The following is a 21,239-nucleotide window of genomic DNA, read 5'->3' as shown; positions in this document are numbered from 1 at the left end:
GGGATTCCTTAAGTTGCCTGAGCAGCGGCGGCACGTGAATTTTTGCGTTGACGGCGAACCATCTCGCCTGCCAATGCCAGGTAGGCAATGGCGCCTCGCGATGATTTGTCGTAGGCCAGCGCGGGCATGCCATAGCTTGGTGCTTCGGCCAGGCGGATGTTGCGTGGGATGACCGTATCGTACAGCTGCTCGCCGAAGTGTTCCTTGAGCTGGGCCGAAACATCGTTCATCAGGCTCAGGCGCGGGTCATACATGGTCCGCAGCAGGCCTTCGACCTTGAGGTTCGGGTTCAGCAGTTCGGCGATGCGCTTGATGTTATCCACAAGGTCGCTCAAGCCTTCGAGTGCAAAGTATTCACACTGCATGGGGATAATGACCCCATCAGCGGCGACCAATGCATTCAGGGTGAGCATCGACAACGACGGCGGGCAGTCGATCAGAATGTAGTCATAGCTCTCGCGAATCGGCGCCAAGGCGCTGCGCAGGCGGCTTTCCTTCATCTGCATTTCCAGCAGGACCACTTCCGCCGCAGTCAGGTCGCGGTTGGCCGGCAACAACTGGTAACCACCGTGTTCGGAGAAATGCATGGCCTGGGTCAGGTCGCATTCACCGATCAACAAGTCGTAGACCGAGTTTTCCAGGCCGTGTTTATCCACACCGCTACCCATGGTGGCGTTGCCCTGTGGATCAAGGTCGATCAACAGCACCCGGCGCTTGGTAGCGACCAGGGATGCTGCGAGGTTGATGCAGGTGGTGGTCTTGCCCACACCACCCTTCTGGTTCGCTATCGCGAATACCTTAGCCATTCTTGCTTGTGTTCCCAATCATGCCGTGCGGCGCAGTATCAGCAGATGGCGTTGGCCTTGGCAACCAGGTACGGCCAAGGCGTGTTCGCTATCGAGGTGGAAGTCTGCCGGCAATGCTACCAGCTCATCCGCGGGATGAACGCCCTTCATTGCCAGCCAACGTGTATCGGTGTCGCCGAGGTGGCGAGTCCAGTTGCTGAAATTCTCCATGCTGCTGAACGCCCGGGAAATGATCCCGTTGAATGGCAGCTCAGGCTGGAAGGCTTCGACGCGACTGTGGATAACTTGCAGGTTATCCAGTTTGAGTTCGAGTTTGACCTGGGTCAGGAAGCGGGTTTTCTTGCCGTTGCTGTCCAGGCAAGTGACTTGCGACTCTGGAAACAGGATGGCCAGGGGAATACCCGGCATGCCGCCGCCACTGCCGACATCCAGCCAACGGCCGTTTTCGATGAAGGACATCACGCTCAGGCTGTCGAGCAAATGGCGCGACACCATTTCGTCCGGATCACGCACCGCGGTGAGGTTGTAGGCCTTGTTCCATTTGATCAACAGGGCCAGGTAACCCAGCAGTTGGGCGTGCTGGGTTTCACTCAGGTTGACACCGAGCTGGCGTGCACCTGTGGATAACTCTTCGGCGTGTTGCAAGGTGACCAACGAACTCAAGCGCTTTGCTCCAACTGACGGCCCGCGCCGCGTTTTTTCAAATGAATCATCAACAGCGAAATGGCTGCCGGCGTCACGCCCGGGATCCGCGAAGCCTGGCCCAGCGTTTCCGGACGGGTTGCACCGAGCTTGCTCTGGATCTCCTTGGAGAGACCGGAGATGGTCGTGTAATCGATATCCACAGGCAGTTTGGTGTCTTCGCTGGCCCGCAGGCGAGCGATTTCATCCTGTTGGCGATCGATGTAACCGGCGTATTTGGTCTTGATCTCGACCTGCTCGGCGACCTGTGGATCTTCTGCACCGGCGCCCGTGACCGAGATCAGGCCAGCGTAGTCGATTTCCGGACGGGTCAGCAGGTTCAGCAAGTTGTATTCGTGGGTCAGCGGTGTGCCGAACTTTTCGGCAATCGCATCGCCCTGCTCGGTGCCGGGGCGAACCCAGGTACTTTTCAGGCGCTGCTCTTCGAGTTCGATGCTTTCACGTTTTTTGCAGAATGCCGCCCAACGCGCGTCATCGACCAGGCCCAGCTCGCGGCCTTTTTCGGTCAAGCGCAGGTCGGCGTTGTCTTCACGCAGGATCAACCGGTACTCGGCGCGGGAAGTGAACATCCGGTACGGTTCCTGGGTCCCGAGGGTAATCAGGTCGTCGACCAATACGCCGATGTAGGCTTCGTCGCGACGCGGGCACCAGGCGTCTTTGCCCTGTGCACGCAATGCGGCGTTGGCTCCGGCCAGCAAACCCTGGGCGCCGGCTTCTTCGTAACCGGTGGTGCCGTTGATCTGCCCGGCGAAGAACAGACCGCCGATCACCTTGGTTTCCAGGCTGTACTTCAGGTCGCGCGGATCGAAGTAGTCGTACTCGATCGCGTAACCCGGCCGCACGATGTGCGCATTCTCCATGCCGCGGATCGATTGCACGATCTGCAATTGCACGTCGAACGGCAAGCTTGTGGATATCCCGTTCGGGTACAGCTCGTGGGTGGTCAGACCTTCCGGCTCGATAAACACCTGGTGGCTTTGCTTGTCGGCAAAGCGGTGGATCTTGTCTTCGATCGACGGGCAGTAACGTGGACCAATGCCTTCGATCTCACCGGCAGCCGAATACATCGGCGAACGGTCGAGGTTCGCGGCAATGATTTCGTGGGTACGGGCGTTGGTGTGGGTAATCCAGCAACTGACCTGCTTGGGATGCTGTTCCTTGTTGCCCATGAACGACATCACCGGGATCGGCGTATCACCTGGTTGCTCGGTCATCACCGAGAAATCCACAGAGCGGCCGTCAATGCGCGGTGGCGTACCGGTTTTCAGGCGACCCACACGCAGCGGCAGTTCACGCAGACGGTGAGCCAGGGCAATCGACGGCGGATCACCGGCGCGACCGCCGGAAAAATTCTGCAACCCGATGTGGATAAGTCCACCGAGGAAGGTACCGGTGGTCAACACCACCGAGTCGGCGAAGAAACGCAGGCCCATCTGGGTAACAACACCGCGTACCTGTTCCTGTTCGACGATCAGGTCGTCCGCTGCCTGCTGAAATATCCACAGGTTCGGCTGGTTCTCGAGAATCTCGCGAACGGCAGCCTTGTACAACACGCGGTCGGCCTGGGCGCGAGTAGCGCGCACGGCTGGGCCTTTGCGGCTGTTCAACACGCGGAACTGGATACCACCCTTATCGGTGGCCATGGCCATCGCGCCACCGAGGGCATCGATTTCCTTGACCAGATGGCTTTTGCCGATCCCGCCAATCGCGGGGTTGCAACTCATGGCACCGAGGGTTTCCACGTTATGCGTCAGCAACAGGGTTTTTGCCCCCATACGTGCTGATGCAAGTGCTGCCTCGGTACCGGCATGACCGCCGCCGATGACGATCACTTCAAAACGGGAAGGGAAATCCACCACGCACCTCGTGCCTGCTTCAGTTAGGTAATTCAGAAATGGTTTGAGCTCAGGTTTTTGGACCTGGTCGACAAGTATAGGGACTTCGCCCTTCCTAAAGAACCCTTTGCACAAAATTTAACCAGCTGTGGGTAAGTCACGAACAATAGAAATTAAAAAGAAAGAAATTTATAAGATCTTTGTTTTTATGTTTATTTCTATACAGCTACCTTTCTGTGGATAGAACGCTACAAGCCTTTATTTACAATGTGTACAGAGGTTTGAAAGTCTGTGGTCATGTGCCCTTGAGGGCGTTGGATAACCGGTCTAAGCCTGTGGATGATTGAGGTGGTTATCCACAGCGGTGGTTTTACTCAGTTTTCAGGCCCTGTTATCAACTGACCTTAGTGGCAGTTATTCACAGGGCTTAATCCACAGAAAAACCGCAAAAAAGCAAATCGCGCCCACGGGGGCACCACCCTGGCGAAGAAATCGCAGGGCAACGAGAGAAGAAAAAGGGATTAACCGTCTTGAGGAGCTGCCGAAGACTGCGTTCTTTCAACGATTCATGCACCCGTGCCAGAGGGAAGCACGGGTAGAACCATCAAAATATCGAAGATTGCAGGCTGCGCCAGCTCCTACGCCCAGGAAGGAGGGCGTTATTTACCGATGCAAAAGCTGGAAAAGATCCTGCCCAGCAGGTCATCGGAGCTGAATTCACCGGTAATTTCACCCAGCGACTGCTGTGCCTGGCGTAAATCTTCGGCCAACAACTCGCCGGCGCCGGCCAATGTCAGCTGCGCACGCCCGTGTTCAAGGGAGTCACTGGCATGGCGCAAGGCTTCAAGGTGACGGCGCCGGGCGCTGAAACTGCTTTCCGAGGTCTGCTCGTAGCCCATGCAGGCCTTGAGGTGGTCACGCAGTAGCTCCAGGCCTTCACCTGCCGACTTGGCGCTGAGACTGATGGTGACGTGCCCATCGTCGCAGACCTGCAGCCCAATGGGCTCCCCCGTGAGGTCGGCCTTGTTGCGGATCAGGGTGACTTTGCCCGGCTCCGGACGCTGTTCCAGGAACTCAGGCCACAGGGCAAAGGGATCAAGGGCTTCAGGGGCCGTGGCGTCGACCACCAACAACACCCGGTCAGCCTCGCTGATCGCCTTCAATGCCCGCTCCACGCCAATCTTCTCGACCTGGTCCTCGGTATCGCGCAGACCTGCGGTATCGACCACGTGCAGCGGCATGCCATCGATGTGGATATGTTCGCGCAGGATGTCCCGGGTGGTGCCAGCGATCTCGGTGACAATAGCCGCTTCACGCCCGGCCAGTGCATTGAGCAGGCTCGACTTGCCGGCATTCGGACGACCGGCGATGACCACGGTCATGCCATCACGCAGCAAGGCGCCCTGCCCGGCTTCACGCAAGACCTTGGCCAACTCCTCGCGCACGGCATCGAGCATGGACAGCACATGGCCATCGGCAAGGAAATCGATCTCCTCTTCCGGGAAGTCGATGGCCGCTTCGACGTAAATGCGCAAGGCAATCAATTGTTCGGTGAGGTTATGCACACGCTGGGAAAACGCCCCCTGCAAGGAGCGCAGGGCATTACGCGCGGCTTGCGCGGAACTGGCCTCGATGAGGTCGGCAATGGCTTCTGCCTGGGCCAGGTCGAGCTTGTCATTGAGAAACGCGCGCTCGCTGAATTCCCCCGGCCGGGCCAGACGGCAACCCAGTTGCAGGCAACGCTGCAGCAACATGTCCAGAACGATCGGTCCGCCGTGGCCCTGCAGTTCCAGCACGTCTTCACCGGTGAAGGAGTTGGGCCCCGGAAAATACAGGGCAATACCTTCATCCAGGACTTCATCGTCGGCGCTGAGAAAAGGACCGTAATGGGCAAAACGCGGCTTCAGCTCGCGACCACTGATGGCAAGTGCCGCATGGCGTGCCAGCGGCCCGGAAATACGAACGATACCGACGCCCCCACGGCCCTGGGCAGTGGCGACGGCGGCGATGGTTTCACGAGGAGCGCTCATAAACCGATATCCCGATAAAAATGGCAGATAGCAAAACGCCCCACGAGGGGGCGTTTTGAATGGTTACATACTGAGCAAGTTATGCGTCGGCTTTTTTCGCCGCTGCTTCAATCTTGCGAGTGATGTACCACTGTTGAGCGATCGACAGGCAGTTGTTCACAACCCAGTACAGCACCAGGCCCGCCGGGAACCACAGGAAGAAGAAGGTGAAGATGATTGGCATCAGCTTCATCACCTTGGCCTGCATCGGATCCGGAGGTGTAGGGTTCAACTGCTGCTGGATGAACATGGTGACACCCATGATGATCGGCAGAATGAAGAACGGATCCTTGATCGACAGGTCAGTAATCCACAGCATGAACGGCGCTTGGCGCATTTCCACGCTTTCCAGGAGTACCCAGTACAGCGAGAGGAAAACCGGCATCTGCACGAGGATTGGCAAGCAACCACCCAGCGGATTGATCTTCTCTTTCTTGTACAGCTCCATCATGGCTTGCGACATTTTCTGCCGGTCATCGCCATGTTGCTCTTTCAGTGCAGCCAGTTTTGGCGCCACTGCACGCATGCGAGCCATGGACTTGTAGCTGGCAGCCGACAGCGGGAAGAAGATCCCTTTGATCAGCATGGTCAGGAAGATGATCGACCAGCCCCAGTTACCCACAATCGCGTGGATATGTTGCAGCAGCCAGAAGATCGGTTGAGCGATGAACCACAGGATGCCGTAGTCGACCGTCAGTTCCAGACCTGGGGATAACTCTTTGAGTATCGCCTGGCTTTTCGGGCCAGCGTACAGAGTAGCGCTGGTTTCAGCCTTGGCACCTGGCGCAACGGTCAAAGCCGGGCCAGTGAAACCAATGATGTAGTTGCCTTGGCTGTCTTTGCGAGTCTGCACCACGTTGCTGTCGTTCTTGGCTGGAATCCAGGCCGTCACGAAGTAGTGTTGCAGCCAGGCGACCCAGCCACCATTGACGGTTTCTTTCAGCGCAGCCTTGTCGATATCTTTCATCGACACTTTTTTGTACGGCTCTGCACTTGTCCACAGGGCGGCGCCCAGGTAAGTGGCGGTGCCGGTGGCTGTGGTGGAAGAAGGATCCGAACTGGCATCACGCTTGAGCTGGGCAAACAGGTTGCCTGTCCAGGCCTTGTCGCTGGTGTTGTCGATCAGATAGGTGACTTTCAGATCGTACAAACCGCGAGTGAAGGTGAAGCGCTTGATGTAATTGACACCGGCATCGCTGAATTTGAGGTCAACGTTGAGCTGGTTCTGGCCATCAGCCAGTTGATAAGTCTTCTGCTCGGCCGAGTAAACCGGACGACCGGTCGGGCGTGCATCCGGACCGTTGGTGCCAGTCAGGCCGCTTTGCGCCAGATAAGTACGTTCGCCGCCGTTATCAAACAGCTGGAACGGAACATCCGGATGGTCCTGACGACGTGGATATTTTGGCAGCATCAGCTGGGCGACATCACCACCCTGAGGATCGATAGCCAGTTCGAGCACATCCGTTTTGACGTGGATGAGATCTTTACTCGCCACTACCGGAGTTTCGGTAGGGGTGCTGGTATCGGTATTCGCGCTGGGTACATCGGCACTGGCGGAAGCGTTGGTACCGTCCGGAATAGCCGGGGCATTCTGATTGGCAGCAACATTCTGAGTCGGCAGGGCAGCCTGGCCATAGTCCTGGTTCCATTTCAGGACCATGACGTAGGACACGATTGCCAGGGCGACGATCAGGATCGTGCGTTTAATATCCATGATTACTCGGCCATCGAAGAAGAACGGGAGGTAGGGATAGGCGGAACCGGGTCATAACCACCGGGATTCCACGGATGACAGCGACCTAAACGACGAAAGGTCAGCCAGCCACCGCGCAGAAGGCCATGATTTTCAATGGCTTCATACGCGTAGCAGGAACAACTGGGGTAGAAACGACAGTGACTGGCCATCAGAGGACTAATGGCATAGCGATAAAACTGGATCGGAACGAGTGCCAGTTTACGCATCGGTGCTGTCTACCCCTACAGTTTCGGCTTTGACTGCTGGCTCTGGCTTGTTGCGTGCCAGACGTTTCCAGAGTTTGCCGAAATGCTGAATCAATTCGGGGTTTTCTACTTCGCCCAAACCTTTGCGCGCGACGATCACGATATCCCACCCAACCAGAGAATCCTGGTGGAGGCGAAACGATTCGCGCATCAGACGTTTGAGGCGATTTCGCTCAACGGAGAGTTTCACACTCTTTTTCCCGATAACCAGCCCGAGACGGGGGTGATCGAGATCGTTGGTGCGTGCAAGGAGCAGGAGATTTTTCCCCGGAACCTTGCCGGTAGGGGAGTCAAAGACTGCCTTGAAATGCCGGGGGGTCAGCAAACGCTTTTCCCGACTGAAGTCCTGACTCACCTCCAGTACCGGATTATCAAACTGCCAGACGCGCACGACCTTTGGCGCGACGACGCGACAGGACTGCGCGGCCGTTCTTGGTAGCCATGCGAGCACGGAAACCGTGGGTACGAGCGCGTTTGATAGTGCTTGGTTGGAAAGTACGTTTCATGTCGTGTTACCTGGTTCGTCCACAACGGGCCGGAATGGCCCCCGTTTTAAGAGACCGGGGATTCTAGAGAAAGCAAGCCTCTAGGTCAATTTCCAACCAAGGTTTCCTTTAAATGGGTATTCGGGTGCTTCGTCCTTGAAAGGTGGATAGCTAGATATAAAAATAAAGAAGGAAAGTATTTAAAGCTTTTCTGTAAAGCTTATAAAAGCTAGACCCGCCTCCATCTGTGGATAACTGGCTTTAACCCTTCTACCCCGTGCTGTACAGAGAATGACAACTACGGTGGAAAACGGTGGTCATGCTGTGCTGCGCTGTCGGATAAGCTGTGGGTGAAACAGGTGGTTATCCACAGGCAGGTTATCCACCGAGTTTCGCCCCCACTTGTACAACGAGCTCAGGCATGGTTATCCACAGAGCTTATGCACAGACCATTGGTCGCCTTTTTTACCGATAAAACCTTGATTCTTCTGCACCTGTGATCAAGCTACGTGTGGATAAGTCTGCGTCCGGTCGCTACAATGGCCGCTTGTTTTTGCCTCACCGGCTTTCAACTTAGGGGATATCCGTGTCAGTGGAACTTTGGCAGCAGTGCGTGGAGCTTTTGCGCGATGAGCTGCCTGCCCAACAATTCAACACTTGGATCCGTCCACTACAGGTCGAAGCCGAAGGCGACGAGCTGCGTGTCTACGCACCGAATCGCTTTGTTCTCGACTGGGTCAATGAAAAGTACCTGAGCCGCGTGCTCGAACTGCTGGATGAGCACGGCAACGGCATGGCGCCTGCGCTTTCCTTATTAATAGGCAGCAAACGCAGTTCTGCACCGCGGGCCGCACCCAACGCACCTCTGGCTGCTGCGGCATCGCAAGCCCAGGCTGCTGCGGCGCCGGCAGTGGTCAATACGCCAACGCCGGCTCCAACCAGCAAGCGTTCGACGCAGAAAATCGTCGAGGTCAATGAAGAGCCGTCCCGTGACAGCTTCGACCCGATGGCTGGCGCCAGTTCGCAGCAAGCCCCTGTGCGTGCCGAACAACGTACCGTGCAGGTAGAAGGTGCGCTCAAGCACACCAGCTACCTGAACCGGACCTTTACCTTCGAGAACTTCGTCGAGGGTAAGTCCGACCAAGCTGGCCCGCGCTGCGGCCTGGCAGGTCGCGGACAACCCCAAGCACGGCTACAACCCGCTGTTCCTGTATGGCGGCGTTGGCTTGGGTAAAACCCACTTGATGCACGCTGTGGGTAACCATCTATTAAAGAAGAATCCGAATGCCAAGGTCGTGTACCTGCATTCCGAGCGCTTCGTGGCCGACATGGTCAAGGCACTGCAACTGAACGCGATCAACGAGTTCAAGCGCTTCTACCGTTCGGTAGACGCCCTGCTCATCGATGACATTCAGTTCTTCGCCCGCAAGGAACGTTCCCAGGAAGAGTTTTTCCACACGTTCAACGCCCTGCTTGAAGGTGGCCAACAGGTCATCCTCACCAGTGACCGTTATCCCAAGGAGATCGAAGGCCTTGAAGAGCGCTTGAAGTCGCGCTTCGGCTGGGGCCTGACGGTTGCCGTCGAGCCACCTGAACTGGAAACCCGGGTCGCAATTCTGATGAAGAAAGCCGACCAGGCCAAAGTCGACTTGCCGCACGATGCCGCATTCTTCATTGCCCAGCGTATTCGCTCCAACGTGCGTGAACTCGAAGGCGCGCTCAAGCGTGTGATCGCGCACTCGCACTTCATGGGCCGCGACATCACCATCGAGTTGATTCGCGAATCCCTGAAAGACCTGTTGGCGCTTCAGGATAAGCTGGTCTCTGTGGATAACATTCAGCGCACGGTCGCCGAGTACTACAAGATCAAGATTTCCGACTTGCTGTCCAAACGCCGTTCGCGTTCGGTGGCCCGTCCACGTCAGGTGGCCATGGCCCTGTCCAAGGAACTGACCAACCACAGCCTGCCGGAAATCGGTGATGTGTTTGGCGGTCGCGATCACACCACGGTGTTGCACGCCTGCCGCAAGATCAACGAACTTAAGGAATCCGACGCGGACATCCGCGAGGACTACAAGAACCTGCTGCGTACACTGACCACTTGATGAACACCAGCGCAGCTTATTAAGGCAAGGGACTAGACCATGCATTTCACCATTCAACGCGAAGCCCTGTTGAAACCCCTGCAACTGGTCGCAGGCGTCGTCGAGCGCCGACAGACCTTGCCGGTGCTTTCCAACGTGCTGCTGGTTGTCGAAGGCCAGCAGTTGTCGCTGACCGGTACTGACCTTGAAGTCGAACTGGTTGGTCGTGTGCAACTTGAAGAACCGGCCGAGCCGGGCGAAATCACTGTCCCGGCGCGCAAGCTGATGGACATCTGCAAAAGCCTGCCGAACGACGCGCTGATCGACATCAAGCTCGATGAGCAGAAGCTGGTGGTCAAGGCCGGTCGTAGCCGTTTTACCCTGTCGACCCTGCCAGCCAATGACTTCCCGACTGTAGAAGAAGGTCCGGGTTCGCTGACCTGCACCCTGGCGCAAAGCAAACTGCGCCGTCTGATCGAACGCACCAGCTTTGCCATGGCGCAGCAGGATGTTCGCTACTACCTCAACGGCATGCTGCTGGAAGTGTCCGCCGGGATCATCCGTGCCGTGGCAACCGACGGTCACCGTCTGGCCATGTGCTCGATGCAGGCTGACATCGGCCAGCCGGATCGCCACCAGGTGATCGTGCCGCGCAAAGGTATCCTGGAACTGGCACGCCTGCTGACCGAGCCGGACGGCAACGTCAGTATCGTGTTGGGCCAGCATCACATTCGTGCCACCACTGGCGAATTTACCTTCACCTCCAAACTGGTAGACGGCAAGTTCCCGGATTACGAGCGCGTCCTGCCAAAAGGCGGCGACAAACTGGTGCTCGGCGATCGCCAGGCCCTGCGTGAAGCGTTCAGCCGTACCGCGATTCTGTCCAACGAGAAGTACCGCGGCATTCGCCTGCAACTGGCCAACGGTCAGTTGAAGATTCAGGCGAACAACCCGGAGCAGGAAGAGGCGGAAGAAGAAGTTGGCGTCGAGTACAACGGCGGCTCCCTGGAAATCGGCTTCAACGTCAGCTACTTGCTGGACGTGCTGGGCGTGATGACCACCGAGCAGGTGCGCTTGATCCTGTCTGACTCCAACAGCAGTGCGCTGGTGCAAGAGTCCGACAACGACGACTCGGCTTACGTTGTCATGCCGATGCGCCTGTAAACATGTTCAGCAGCCGCTAGATGTCCCTCAGTCGCGTCTCGGTCACCGCGGTGCGCAATCTGCACCCGGTGACCTTCTCCCCCTCCCCCCGCATCAATATCCTGTACGGCGCCAACGGCAGCGGCAAAACCAGTGTGTTGGAAGCTATCCACCTACTGGGGCTCGCCCGTTCGTTTCGCAGTACCCGCCTGTTGCCGGTGATCCAGTACGAACAGCTCGCCTGTACGGTATTCGGCCAGGTCGAATTGGCCGAAGGTGGCCACAGTGCGCTGGGGATTTCCCGTGATCGGCAAGGCGAGTTTCAGATTCGCATCGACGGGCAGAACGCCCGCAGTGCTGCGCAACTCGCAGAAATCCTGCCGCTGCAATTGATCAACCCCGACAGCTTTCGATTGTTGGAAGGTGCGCCGAAGATTCGCCGGCAGTTCCTGGACTGGGGGGTGTTCCACGTGGAACCGCGCTTCATGTCCACCTGGCAGCGCTTGCAGAAGGCCCTGCGCCAGAGAAACTCTTGGCTGCGGCATGGTACACTTGACGCCGTTTCGCAAGCGGTTTGGGACAGAGAATTGTGCCAGGCCAGCGCTGAAATTGATGAATACCGCCGCGCTTATATCAAAGCCTTGAAACCAGTCTTTGAACAGACCTTGAGCGAACTCGTCGAACTCGAGGGCTTAACGCTTAGCTATTACCGGGGTTGGGACAAAGAGCGGGAACTGAGTGCTGTACTCGCCGCGTCCGTTCACCGGGATCAGCAAATGGGGCATACCCAGGCCGGACCGCAACGCGCTGATTTGCGTCTTAGATTAGGCGCTCACAATGCCGCGGACATCTTGTCCCGGGGTCAGCAGAAGTTGGTGGTTTGCGCCCTGCGGATCGCCCAAGGGCATTTGGTCAGCCAGGCCCGGCGCGGCCAATGTATTTATCTGGTGGATGATTTGCCGTCTGAACTGGATGAGCAGCACCGCCGCGCGCTTTGCCGTTTGCTGGAAGACTTACGCTGCCAGGTGTTCATCACCTGTGTAGACCACGAATTATTGAGGGAAGGCTGGCAGACGGAAACGCCAGTCGCTTTGTTCCACGTGGAACAGGGCCGTATCACCCAGACCCACGACCATCGGGAGTGAAGGCATGAGCGAAGAAAATACGTACGACTCAACGAGCATTAAAGTGCTGAAAGGCCTGGATGCCGTACGCAAACGTCCCGGTATGTACATTGGTGACACAGACGATGGCAGCGGTCTGCACCACATGGTGTTCGAGGTGGTCGATAACTCGATCGACGAAGCTTTGGCTGGCCATTGCGACGACATCAGCATCATCATCCACCCAGATGAATCGATCACCGTACGCGACAACGGTCGCGGCATTCCGGTAGACGTGCACAAAGAAGAAGGCGTTTCGGCAGCCGAGGTCATCATGACCGTGCTGCACGCCGGCGGTAAGTTCGACGACAACTCCTACAAAGTATCCGGCGGTCTGCACGGTGTAGGTGTGTCGGTAGTGAACGCACTGTCTGAAGAGCTGATCCTGACCGTTCGCCGTAGCGGCAAGATCTGGGAACAGACCTACGTCCACGGTGTTCCGCAGGAGCCGATGAAGATCGTTGGCGAGAGCGAGACGACCGGTACCCAGATCCACTTCAAGCCTTCGGCTGAAACCTTCAAGAACATCCACTTCAGCTGGGACATCCTGGCCAAGCGGATTCGCGAACTGTCGTTCCTCAACTCCGGTGTGGGTATCGTCCTCAAGGACGAGCGCAGCGGCAAGGAAGAACTGTTCAAGTACGAAGGCGGCCTGCGTGCGTTCGTTGAATACCTGAACACCAACAAGACTGCGGTCAACCAGGTGTTCCACTTCAACATCCAGCGTGAAGACGGCATCGGCGTTGAAATCGCCCTGCAGTGGAACGACAGCTTCAACGAGAACCTGTTGTGCTTCACCAACAACATTCCCCAACGCGATGGCGGCACCCACCTGGTGGGCTTCCGTTCCGCGCTGACGCGTAACCTGAACACCTACATCGAAGCCGAAGGCCTGGCGAAGAAGCACAAGGTCGCCACCACCGGTGACGACGCCCGTGAAGGCCTGACGGCGATTATCTCGGTAAAAGTGCCGGACCCGAAGTTCAGCTCCCAGACCAAGGACAAGCTGGTTTCTTCCGAAGTGAAGACCGCAGTCGAGCAGGAAATGGGCAAGTACTTCTCGGACTTCCTGCTGGAAAACCCGAACGAAGCCAAGCTGGTGGTCGGCAAGATGATCGACGCCGCCCGTGCCCGTGAAGCGGCGCGTAAAGCCCGTGAGATGACCCGTCGTAAAGGTGCGCTGGATATCGCCGGCCTGCCGGGCAAACTGGCGGACTGCCAGGAAAAAGACCCTGCCCTCTCCGAACTGTACCTGGTGGAAGGTGACTCTGCTGGCGGTTCCGCCAAGCAGGGTCGTAACCGCCGTACCCAGGCTATCCTGCCGCTCAAGGGCAAGATCCTGAACGTGGAGAAGGCGCGCTTCGACAAGATGATCTCTTCTCAGGAAGTAGGCACCTTGATCACCGCGTTGGGCTGCGGCATTGGCCGTGACGAGTACAACATCGACAAGTTGCGTTATCACAACATCATCATCATGACCGATGCTGACGTCGACGGTTCGCACATCCGTACCCTGCTGCTGACCTTCTTCTTCCGTCAGTTGCCGGAGCTGATCGAGCGTGGCTACATCTACATCGCCCAGCCGCCGTTGTACAAGGTGAAGAAAGGCAAGCAAGAGCAATACATCAAAGACGACGACGCCATGGAAGAGTACATGACGCAGTCGGCCCTGGAAGATGCGAGCCTGCACCTGAACGAGGACGCACCGGGTATCTCCGGTGAGGCCCTCGAGCGCCTGGTGAACGACTTCCGTCTGGTAATGAAGACCCTCAAGCGCCTGTCGCGCCTGTACCCACAGGAACTGACCGAGCACTTCATCTACCTGCCGGCAGTGAGCATGGAGCAGTTGTCCGATCACGCAGCGATGCAGGATTGGCTGGCTCAGTACGAAGTACGTCTGCGTACCGTCGAGAAGTCGGGCCTGGTCTACAAGGCCAGCCTGCGTGAAGACCGTGAGCGTAACGTCTGGCTGCCGGAGGTCGAACTGATCTCCCACGGCCTGTCGAACTACGTCACCTTCAACCGCGACTTCTTCGGCAGCAATGACTACAAGACCGTGGTCTCCCTGGGGGCGCAACTGAGCACCCTGCTGGACGACGGTGCGTACATCCAGCGTGGCGAACGCAAGAAAGCCATCACCGAGTTCAAGGAAGCCCTTGAGTGGTTGATGAACGAGAGCACCAAGCGCCACACCATCCAGCGCTATAAAGGTCTGGGCGAGATGAACCCGGATCAGCTGTGGGAAACCACCATGGACCCAGCACAGCGCCGGATGCTCAAAGTGACCATCGAAGACGCCATTGGTGCGGACCAGATCTTCAACACCCTGATGGGTGATGCGGTCGAACCACGCCGTGACTTCATCGAAAGCAACGCGCTGGCAGTGTCGAACCTGGACTTCTGATCCGGTTCATCCTGCAGTAAACAAAAAGGCCAACGCTCTGCGTTGGCCTTTTTTATTACTCGCTGGTTTCAGGCGCTGACGCTTTCCAGTCGATAGCCGTAACCGTAGATCGTCAGCAGTTGCCAACCCCGGTCGGCGGTCAGGCCCAGCTTGTTGCGCAAGCGGTAGATATGGGTGTCCAACGGCCGGGAAGAGACCATTTCTTCATGGGTCCAGAAACGCTGGTACAGGTACTCCCGTGACAGCGGTCGACCCAGGTTGGCGAACAGGCAGCGTGCCAGGCGGTACTCGCGCTCGGTGCAGCTGATCGGGATGCCGGCTCGGGTGACGGTCAGTTCGGCGTCATCGAACACCAGGTCGTTGAAGCTCTGCACTTCGCTGGCGGCGTTGCGCAACACGCCATGGCGGCGCAGCACCGCATTGACCCGGGCCTTGAGTTCGTTGGGGCGATAGGGTTTGCTGAGGTAGTCGTCTGCCCCAGCGTTAAGCGCCTGGACAATGTCGCTCTCGGCATCGCGGCTGGTGAGCATGATCGCCGCCGGCGGGGCGTCCATGTGCTCGCGTGTCCAGCGCAACAGCGCCAGGCCACTGAGGTCAGGCACTTGCCAGTCAAGGATCAACAGGTCAAAGGTTTCGCGGCGTAGTTGCCGCAACAACTCCTCTCCCCGCTCGAAACTGTGCAAGCTCCAGGCGTCTTCCCCGGGTTCTGGCATCTGTCGCAGTGTCTGTTCCACCCGGCGTAGCTCGGCGGGTTCGTCATCCAGTATGGCGACACGCATTCGGGGTCGTTCCTTTATTTCGTGGAGTGTGTTCGGGCAAAGCCGTGCCGGAGCGAGTTTAGGCTGATTGGCTGAATCTGAACAATTATGGCGATTTGCTCCAGGTCGAGTGGTGGCTGGTTACGCTGATGTCAATTGGCCGGTAACTGGCCAAAATCTCACTCGATGGCGCAAGGAAAGCAACGATGGTTAGCAGGTTGGATCTTCGTGCCGGGATGTCGAAGTTGACCTTGGGCGTGGTGCTGACCCGGTGCCTGTCGTTGGCGTTTTTCACCAGTATGGGGATGGCATCGCCCACGGTGAACTCCAGCACCGCGGTGGTGCCTGTGGCGGAGTCGCCACGCTACTACAGCCCGGCGGTGATCAATGTCGGCTTCAGTGATTCACGGGGGTTCGCCCCGGTCATCGGTGCCGGGGACGGCGACCAGGGTATGCGTTTGCGAACCCGGGAAGAACAACCGCGCTGGGTGTTCTGAAGGGCTGGGGGACAATTCTGAACAAATATGCAGAATCGACTTTTCGATCTTTGGTGTAGGTAAATTCGTAAGTGTGGAGCGGCAATGGAGCATTCGGAAGTGCTCCGACACAGGGAGTGTCGACGCCAACCTGGCGGGACCGCCGATCGCCGGTTCGCTTGCGGTCTGCAGTTCAGGGGGAAAACAGGGAGCCGCTCAAGATCCACGCTGGATCCTGATCGATCCGGCCGACACAAGGATGTGTCACCTCAACCCCTTCGGGTCTTTACGTCCGGTACCTCGCGACAGCTTTTTTACGGTGACGGCGTCCTGCGCAAATCGGCCTACCTGGCGCAGTGCCCCGTCAGGTAAGGTGCGTGCTGCTGTTGACTCAGCGGTTCGAACAGATTTTCAGAACATGCGCCAAAGCGAATCCCATGACTCCCATCTCCTCCTTGCACTGCCGTCACCTGGGTACTTGCCTGTTGCTCCTGGCAGGTCTGGTCGGTCCGTTGACCCTGAGTGCCACTGCCGCACCCTCCAGCGCCAAGCGCCTGCCCTACATCGATGACCAACAGCAATGCCGTGGCCAACCCCTGCCCGCCACTGTCGAACACCTGACGGGCGAAGCCTGGAAGCTCGATCGCAAGGGCCAGCAGGTAGCGCTGGAGGAAGGCATGACGGTGGATGAACAAGAAGGTGTGAAGACTTCTCCTACCGCCTTCGTCAGCCTGTCCCTGGGCGATGGCTCGCGTATCGTCCTGCCCTCCAGCTCCCAGGTCACCTTGAGTCTCAACGATGAGCTCAAGGTGCCGCAGGTCCTTCTGCAACAAGGTCAGGTCGAGTCTTATGTGATCAAGCGCGCCAGCGACTATGATCGTTTCCAGATCATCACGCCGGTAGGTGTGCTCGGCGTTCGCGGTACCCACTTTCGGGTACGCAACGATGCTACCGGGCACTCGCTGCTCGAGGTGCTCAATGGCCAGGTGGCCGTGGACCGGGAAGAGCGGGCGAAAAAACCATTGGGCAAACCCTTGCCCGTCGCCCGCGCGGATGATGAAGTACAGGTCCTGGCGCGCCAGGGGCTGCGTATCCAGAAGGAAGGCACGTTGACCCCCAGTGACCTGTTACCGGCCCCTCGATTGCTCGGCCAGGCCGGGCAGACAGGCTCGACACCGGTCTGGAAATTGATCATGAAACCGTTGGAGGGCGCCACGCGCTATCGGGCCCAGGTCGCCACCGATACCGGGTTCATGAACATCAAGCAGGAACAGTTTTCCGATACGCCAGAGATCAATTTCAGCGGGTTGAAGGCGTTTTATTATCACGTTCGGCTCTCGGCATTCGATCAGCAGGGGCTTGAAGGAGAAACCGGGGTATATGACATCTTCTATTACCCCAGCCCCTCACGGGTTCAATAGCGCCGCGGCGATGGGCCGATGACACGCTGGCCAAGGAAGGAAGGTCGCGAGCCGACCCAGGCGCAGCAATTGTTTCGGCGAATGGTCCGCGAATGGCTAGGGGTCAGCCTGATCCTGCTGCCGCTGACGGCGGTCTTGTCCCTGAGCCACGGCCTGACCCTGAGCAACCTGCTGTACGACAACCTGCAGCGCTTGAGCCCGCTGCCAGTCGACCCGCGCATTCTCATCGTGACCATCGACGACTACAGCCTGCAGCAACTCGGCAAGTGGCCCTGGCCGCGGCCCGTGCACGCCGACCTGCTCGACCGGTTGACCGCGGCCCAGCCCAGGGGCGTGTTGTTCGACGTGATCTTCAGCGAGCCGGACCCCAACCCCGAGAGTGACCAGCGCCTGGCCCAGGCACTTTGCCAGGCCGGCAATGTGTACATTCCGTTGCTGCGCGAAGGGGTCGCTCGCTTTGACCAGCCATTGGCCGAGATCGAACCCGTGGCACCCTTGAGCCAATGCGCCAAGGGGGTCGGGCACATCAATGCCGAAGCGGATGCTGACGGGAAAGTACGCAGTGTCTACTTGCGCGAAGGTCCGGCGCCGCAACCCCGGGCGCAACTGGCGTGGCTGCTCTACCAGGCCAGCACGGACGCGGCTGTCGCCCTGCCCGGCTCGTCTGCGCCGCAGACGGCGCAAGGCTGGCAACGGAGCCATAACGTGCGTATTCCGTTCATCCGCCAGCCAGGTGGATTTCCTACGGTGCCTTACGTCAGCGTGTTGCGTGGGGACGTGCCGGCGCAACTGTTGCGTGATCGCTTGATTCTGATCGGCTCGACCGCGCCCGGCCTGGGCGACCGGTATGTCACACCACAGTCAGCCAGCCTCGGCACCACGCCGGGCATCGAGATCCAGGCCAATCTGCTCAACGGCCTGCTGCAACAGCGCAGCATCCTGGTGCTGGGCAATGGCTGGACGCTGAGCTTATCCACAGCCTTGGTTGCGGCGCTGCTGGCCCTGCTGCTGTTCCGGCCACGGCGCGCGCTGTGGTTGACCCTGGGCGGCTTGGCGAGTGCCCTGCTGGTGTCTGCGTTATTGCTGCGGGCAGGTTGGTGGTGGTCGCCGATGGCCAGCCTGCTGGGGATGATACTGGGCTATCTGGTCTGGAACTGGCGCCGCCTGAATGCGGTGCTCGCCTATTTCGGCTGGGAACTGCAGCGACTGGATAACGAACCCAAGGTATTCCCCGAGCGTCGGCGGACAGCGGCTCCGGCCGGCGATGTGCTGCAGGGACAGATTGTCGCCCTGGAACAGGCCATGAGCCGCACCCGCGATACCCGCCGGTTTATTGCCGACGGCCTGGAGTACTTGCCGGTGGCGACCCTGATCAGCGGCCCGGATGGCCGGGTGCTGTTGGCCAACCGCAATGCCCGTGGGCTGTTCGCCGATGACCTGGTGGGTGAGCCACTGATGGCCCGCCTGGCCGGTCTGGGTTATCCAGGGCTGGCGGAAGGGGCTTTGCCGGCGGTTTCGACCCTGGGCAGCAGTGAGTTTCGCGACACCCAGGGACGCAGCCTGCGACTGGAGCTGGCGCCGTTGCTGCCGGCTGATGGCGGCGCAGCGATTGGCTGGCTGCTCAGCCTGACCGACCTGAGTCTCGAGCGTGAGGCCGAGGAACAACGAGCGGTGCTGCTGCGTTTTCTTTCCCATGACCTGCGCGCGCCGCATTCAGCGATCCTGGCCCTGCTCGATGTGCAGCATCAGCAAGGTAGCGCAGACCCACAATTGCACAGCCAGATCGAGGTCCAGGTGCGCAAGGCCCTGGGCCTGACCGAAGCCTTCGTGCAACTGGCCAAGGCGGAATCGGAGGCCTACCAGTTCGCGCCGAGCATGTTCGCGATGCTGGTGCTCGATGCGTTCGATCAAGCCATGAGCTGCGCCCAGTTGAAACAGATCGAGTTGCTTCATGACCTGGATGAAGAAGCCGAGGGTATGGTGCTCGCAGACCCGTCATTGCTGACCCGGGCCCTGTTCAATCTGCTGGAGAACGCCATCAAGTACAGCCCGCCCCGGAGCCAGGTGCGCGTGCGGGTCAGTTGTGCACAGGGCTGGCTGAGCTGCGAGATCAGCGACCAGGGCCAGGGCATCTCGGCCCAGGAGCTACCCGAACTGTTCAGCCAGTACCGGCGCTTTGCTTCCGCCCAGGGCAGTGAAGGCTTGGGCCTGGGGTTGTCCATGGTCAAGGCGGTGGTGGATCGCCATGGTGGGCGGATCTTCTGTCAAAGCCGGGTCAACGAGGGCACGACGTTCCGGATGGAGTTGCCGTTACTGGAGGATTGATGGGCAGGCCAAACGGGCATAAAAAAACCGGCAACCATGGCCGGTTTTTTTATCACTGAGAAAACTTATGCACGTTTTACGGCGTTTTATCAGCTTAAGAAATATGCATATAAATCATTAAGTTAGATAAAGAATAAAGCATTCAGCAGGAAAACCGTACACAGGTTATCCACAGAATCACTGCGCTTCTTTATCCACTGCAGCGGACAGTGGCGGCAGTGAGCCCATGTCGCGCTGGGTTTGCTCATTCCATGCGGCGGCGCGGTCGTTCAATTCGGCAACGGCCCGGGGTCCGCTGCCTTCGGCGTACATCGGCGCGCCGATGACCACGGTGATGACGCCGGGCTTCTTCGCCCAGCCGGTCTTCGGCCAGAACTTGCCGGCGTTGTGCGCAATCGGCAGTACCGGCAACTGGGCGTTGACCGCCAGCGCCGTGCCACCGCGGGAGAACTTGCCGACAGTACCAAAGGGTACGCGGGTGCCTTCCGGGAAGATCAGCACCCAGACCTTGTCCTTGAGCAACTCGTCACCCTTCTTGGCGACATGCTTGAGGGCGGCCTTGGGGTTGTCGCGGTCGATGGCGATCGGGCGCAGCATGGCCATCGCCCAGCCGAAGAACGGCACGAACAGCAACTCGCGCTTGAGCACCTGGCTCAGGGGCTCGAAGTACGCCGAGAGAAAGAAGGTCTCCCAGGTGCTCTGGTGGTTCGACAGGATCACGCACGGCTGGTCCGGGACGTTCTCGGCACCTTTGACTTCATAGCGGATGCCCAGGAACACCTTGCTCAGCCACAACGCGCAGCGGCACCAGTAGACGTTGATGAAACGGTAGCGTGCCTTGAACGGCAGGAAAGGCGCGATGAAAAAGCTCAGGCTGCACCACAGCAACGAACTGGTGCCCAGCAGCAGGTAAAAAAGAAAGGTTCTGATTGCCTGCAAGATCGACATGATCGCGATTACCGTTGCGGGTCAGTGCCCGCCTTCTAAAAGCGCGCTCCCGAACAGTCCTTGGTCAGGAAGTCAGAATCGCCCTAGTTGTTGATAAGTTCTGCGGCAATCGCCGCCAGATCGTCAAAAATCAAAGTGCCTGCCGGCAGGGACTTGCCCTGAGTCTTTGCGCCTTTACCGGTTTTTACCAAGACTGGCTGAGAGTCGACGGCTTTTGCCGCCTCCAGGTCACTGAGACTGTCGCCGACGAACCACAGGCCCGTCAGCGGCACGTCGTAATGTGCGGCAATGGTTTCAAGCATGCCGGGTTTTGGCTTACGACAGTCACAACCTGCGTCCGGCCCATGGGGGCAGTAGACGATCAGGCCGAGTTCGCCACCCTGCTCGGCCACCAGCGTGCGCAAGCGCGCATGCATGGCGTCCAGGGTGGCGACATCGTAATAGCCGCGAGCGATGCCCGACTGGTTGGTAGCGACCGCTACCGTCCAGCCGGCCTTGCTCAACTGCGCGATGGCTTCGATCGATCCCGGCAGTGGAATCCACTCCGCCACCGACTTGATGTAAGCGTCGGAGTCATGATTGATCACCCCGTCCCGATCGAGAATCAGCAGTTTCAAAC

Annotated in this window: 17 protein-coding genes and 1 pseudogene; 7 read left to right on the top strand and 11 right to left on the bottom strand. The window is 58.6% G+C overall.

All coding sequences use genetic code 11. The features are described 5' to 3' along the window. Window positions 1-8: 8 nt before the first annotated feature. From Q1W70_RS10095 to rpmH, 8 genes are all read right to left on the bottom strand, one after another. Entirely contained in the window at window positions 9-806 is a 798-nt protein-coding gene (locus Q1W70_RS10095) for a ParA family protein (protein ID WP_095165068.1), read from the bottom strand. 18 nt (window positions 807-824) lie between these two features. Next, the gene (gene rsmG / locus Q1W70_RS10090; protein WP_302098799.1) at window positions 825-1,469 is read right to left on the bottom strand and encodes a 16S rRNA (guanine(527)-N(7))-methyltransferase RsmG; all 645 of its coding nucleotides are present in this window, start codon (window positions 1,467-1,469) and stop codon (window positions 825-827) included. After that, complete coding sequence (gene mnmG, locus Q1W70_RS10085; protein WP_166588889.1) at window positions 1,466-3,364, bottom strand: tRNA uridine-5-carboxymethylaminomethyl(34) synthesis enzyme MnmG; 1,899 nt, start codon at window positions 3,362-3,364, stop codon at window positions 1,466-1,468. The genes rsmG and mnmG overlap by 4 nt, the downstream gene beginning before the upstream one ends. A 638-nt stretch (window positions 3,365-4,002) precedes the next feature. Further along, entirely contained in the window at window positions 4,003-5,373 is a 1,371-nt protein-coding gene (gene mnmE, locus Q1W70_RS10080) for a tRNA uridine-5-carboxymethylaminomethyl(34) synthesis GTPase MnmE (protein ID WP_166588890.1), read from the bottom strand. Window positions 5,374-5,452: 79 nt separating this feature from the next. Beyond that, the gene (gene yidC, locus Q1W70_RS10075; protein WP_166588891.1) at window positions 5,453-7,126 is read right to left on the bottom strand and encodes a membrane protein insertase YidC; all 1,674 of its coding nucleotides are present in this window, start codon (window positions 7,124-7,126) and stop codon (window positions 5,453-5,455) included. Between the two features lie 2 nt (window positions 7,127-7,128). Next, complete coding sequence (gene yidD / locus Q1W70_RS10070) at window positions 7,129-7,374, bottom strand: membrane protein insertion efficiency factor YidD (protein WP_010465488.1); 246 nt, start codon at window positions 7,372-7,374, stop codon at window positions 7,129-7,131. Next, window positions 7,367-7,768, bottom strand: a complete 402-nt coding sequence (gene rnpA / locus Q1W70_RS10065) for a ribonuclease P protein component (protein ID WP_198422819.1) — start codon at window positions 7,766-7,768, stop codon at window positions 7,367-7,369. The genes yidD and rnpA overlap by 8 nt, the downstream gene beginning before the upstream one ends. 16 nt (window positions 7,769-7,784) lie before the next feature. Continuing rightward, entirely contained in the window at window positions 7,785-7,919 is a 135-nt protein-coding gene (rpmH, locus tag Q1W70_RS10060) for a 50S ribosomal protein L34 (protein ID WP_003213577.1), read from the bottom strand. A 565-nt stretch (window positions 7,920-8,484) separates the two neighbouring features. Between rpmH and dnaA the strand changes: the two are divergent. The 4 genes and pseudogenes from dnaA (at window position 8,485) to gyrB (ending at window position 14,692) form a co-directional block, all read left to right on the top strand. After that, a pseudogene (gene dnaA, locus Q1W70_RS10055) lies at window positions 8,485-10,003 on the top strand (chromosomal replication initiator protein DnaA). A gap of 39 nt (window positions 10,004-10,042) precedes the next feature. Then, complete coding sequence (dnaN, locus tag Q1W70_RS10050) at window positions 10,043-11,146, top strand: DNA polymerase III subunit beta (RefSeq protein ID WP_095165074.1); 1,104 nt, start codon at window positions 10,043-10,045, stop codon at window positions 11,144-11,146. A gap of 20 nt (window positions 11,147-11,166) precedes the next feature. Continuing rightward, window positions 11,167-12,270, top strand: a complete 1,104-nt coding sequence (recF, locus tag Q1W70_RS10045; RefSeq protein WP_019694407.1) for a DNA replication/repair protein RecF — start codon at window positions 11,167-11,169, stop codon at window positions 12,268-12,270. A gap of 4 nt (window positions 12,271-12,274) precedes the next feature. Next, window positions 12,275-14,692, top strand: coding sequence for a DNA topoisomerase (ATP-hydrolyzing) subunit B (gene gyrB / locus Q1W70_RS10040; protein WP_095165077.1), 2,418 nt, complete (start codon window positions 12,275-12,277; stop codon window positions 14,690-14,692). Window positions 14,693-14,760: 68 nt separating this feature from the next. Here the strand turns inward: gyrB and Q1W70_RS10035 are convergent, their stop codons facing one another. After that, window positions 14,761-15,471: a response regulator transcription factor gene (locus Q1W70_RS10035; RefSeq protein ID WP_265537009.1), complete on the bottom strand. Its 711-nt coding sequence runs from the start codon at window positions 15,469-15,471 to the stop codon at window positions 14,761-14,763. A 185-nt stretch (window positions 15,472-15,656) separates the two neighbouring features. On the opposite strand from Q1W70_RS10035, the gene Q1W70_RS10030 reads away from it, so the two are divergent. The 3 genes from Q1W70_RS10030 (at window position 15,657) to Q1W70_RS10020 (ending at window position 19,672) form a co-directional block, all read left to right on the top strand. Further along, on the top strand, window positions 15,657-15,947 hold the full coding sequence (locus Q1W70_RS10030; RefSeq protein ID WP_166588894.1) for a hypothetical protein: 291 nt from the start codon (window positions 15,657-15,659) through the stop codon (window positions 15,945-15,947). 416 nt (window positions 15,948-16,363) lie between these two features. Then, complete coding sequence (locus Q1W70_RS10025) at window positions 16,364-17,347, top strand: FecR family protein (RefSeq protein ID WP_166588895.1); 984 nt, start codon at window positions 16,364-16,366, stop codon at window positions 17,345-17,347. An 18-nt stretch (window positions 17,348-17,365) separates the two neighbouring features. Further along, window positions 17,366-19,672, top strand: coding sequence for a CHASE2 domain-containing protein (locus Q1W70_RS10020; RefSeq protein ID WP_166588896.1), 2,307 nt, complete (start codon window positions 17,366-17,368; stop codon window positions 19,670-19,672). A gap of 177 nt (window positions 19,673-19,849) precedes the next feature. Here the strand turns inward: Q1W70_RS10020 and Q1W70_RS10015 are convergent, their stop codons facing one another. Then, the gene (locus Q1W70_RS10015; RefSeq protein WP_166588897.1) at window positions 19,850-20,620 is read right to left on the bottom strand and encodes a lysophospholipid acyltransferase family protein; all 771 of its coding nucleotides are present in this window, start codon (window positions 20,618-20,620) and stop codon (window positions 19,850-19,852) included. Window positions 20,621-20,703: 83 nt separating this feature from the next. Further along, on the bottom strand, window positions 20,704-21,237 hold the full coding sequence (gene gmhB / locus Q1W70_RS10010) for a D-glycero-beta-D-manno-heptose 1,7-bisphosphate 7-phosphatase (RefSeq protein ID WP_166588898.1): 534 nt from the start codon (window positions 21,235-21,237) through the stop codon (window positions 20,704-20,706). Between the last annotated feature and the right edge of the window lie 2 nt (window positions 21,238-21,239).

This window comes from Pseudomonas kielensis, assembly GCF_030505375.1.
Lineage (GTDB): Bacteria > Pseudomonadota > Gammaproteobacteria > Pseudomonadales > Pseudomonadaceae > Aquipseudomonas > Aquipseudomonas kielensis.
Note: the sequence above shows the minus strand (reverse complement) of the source record. Positions and strands in the feature narration are given on the sequence as shown.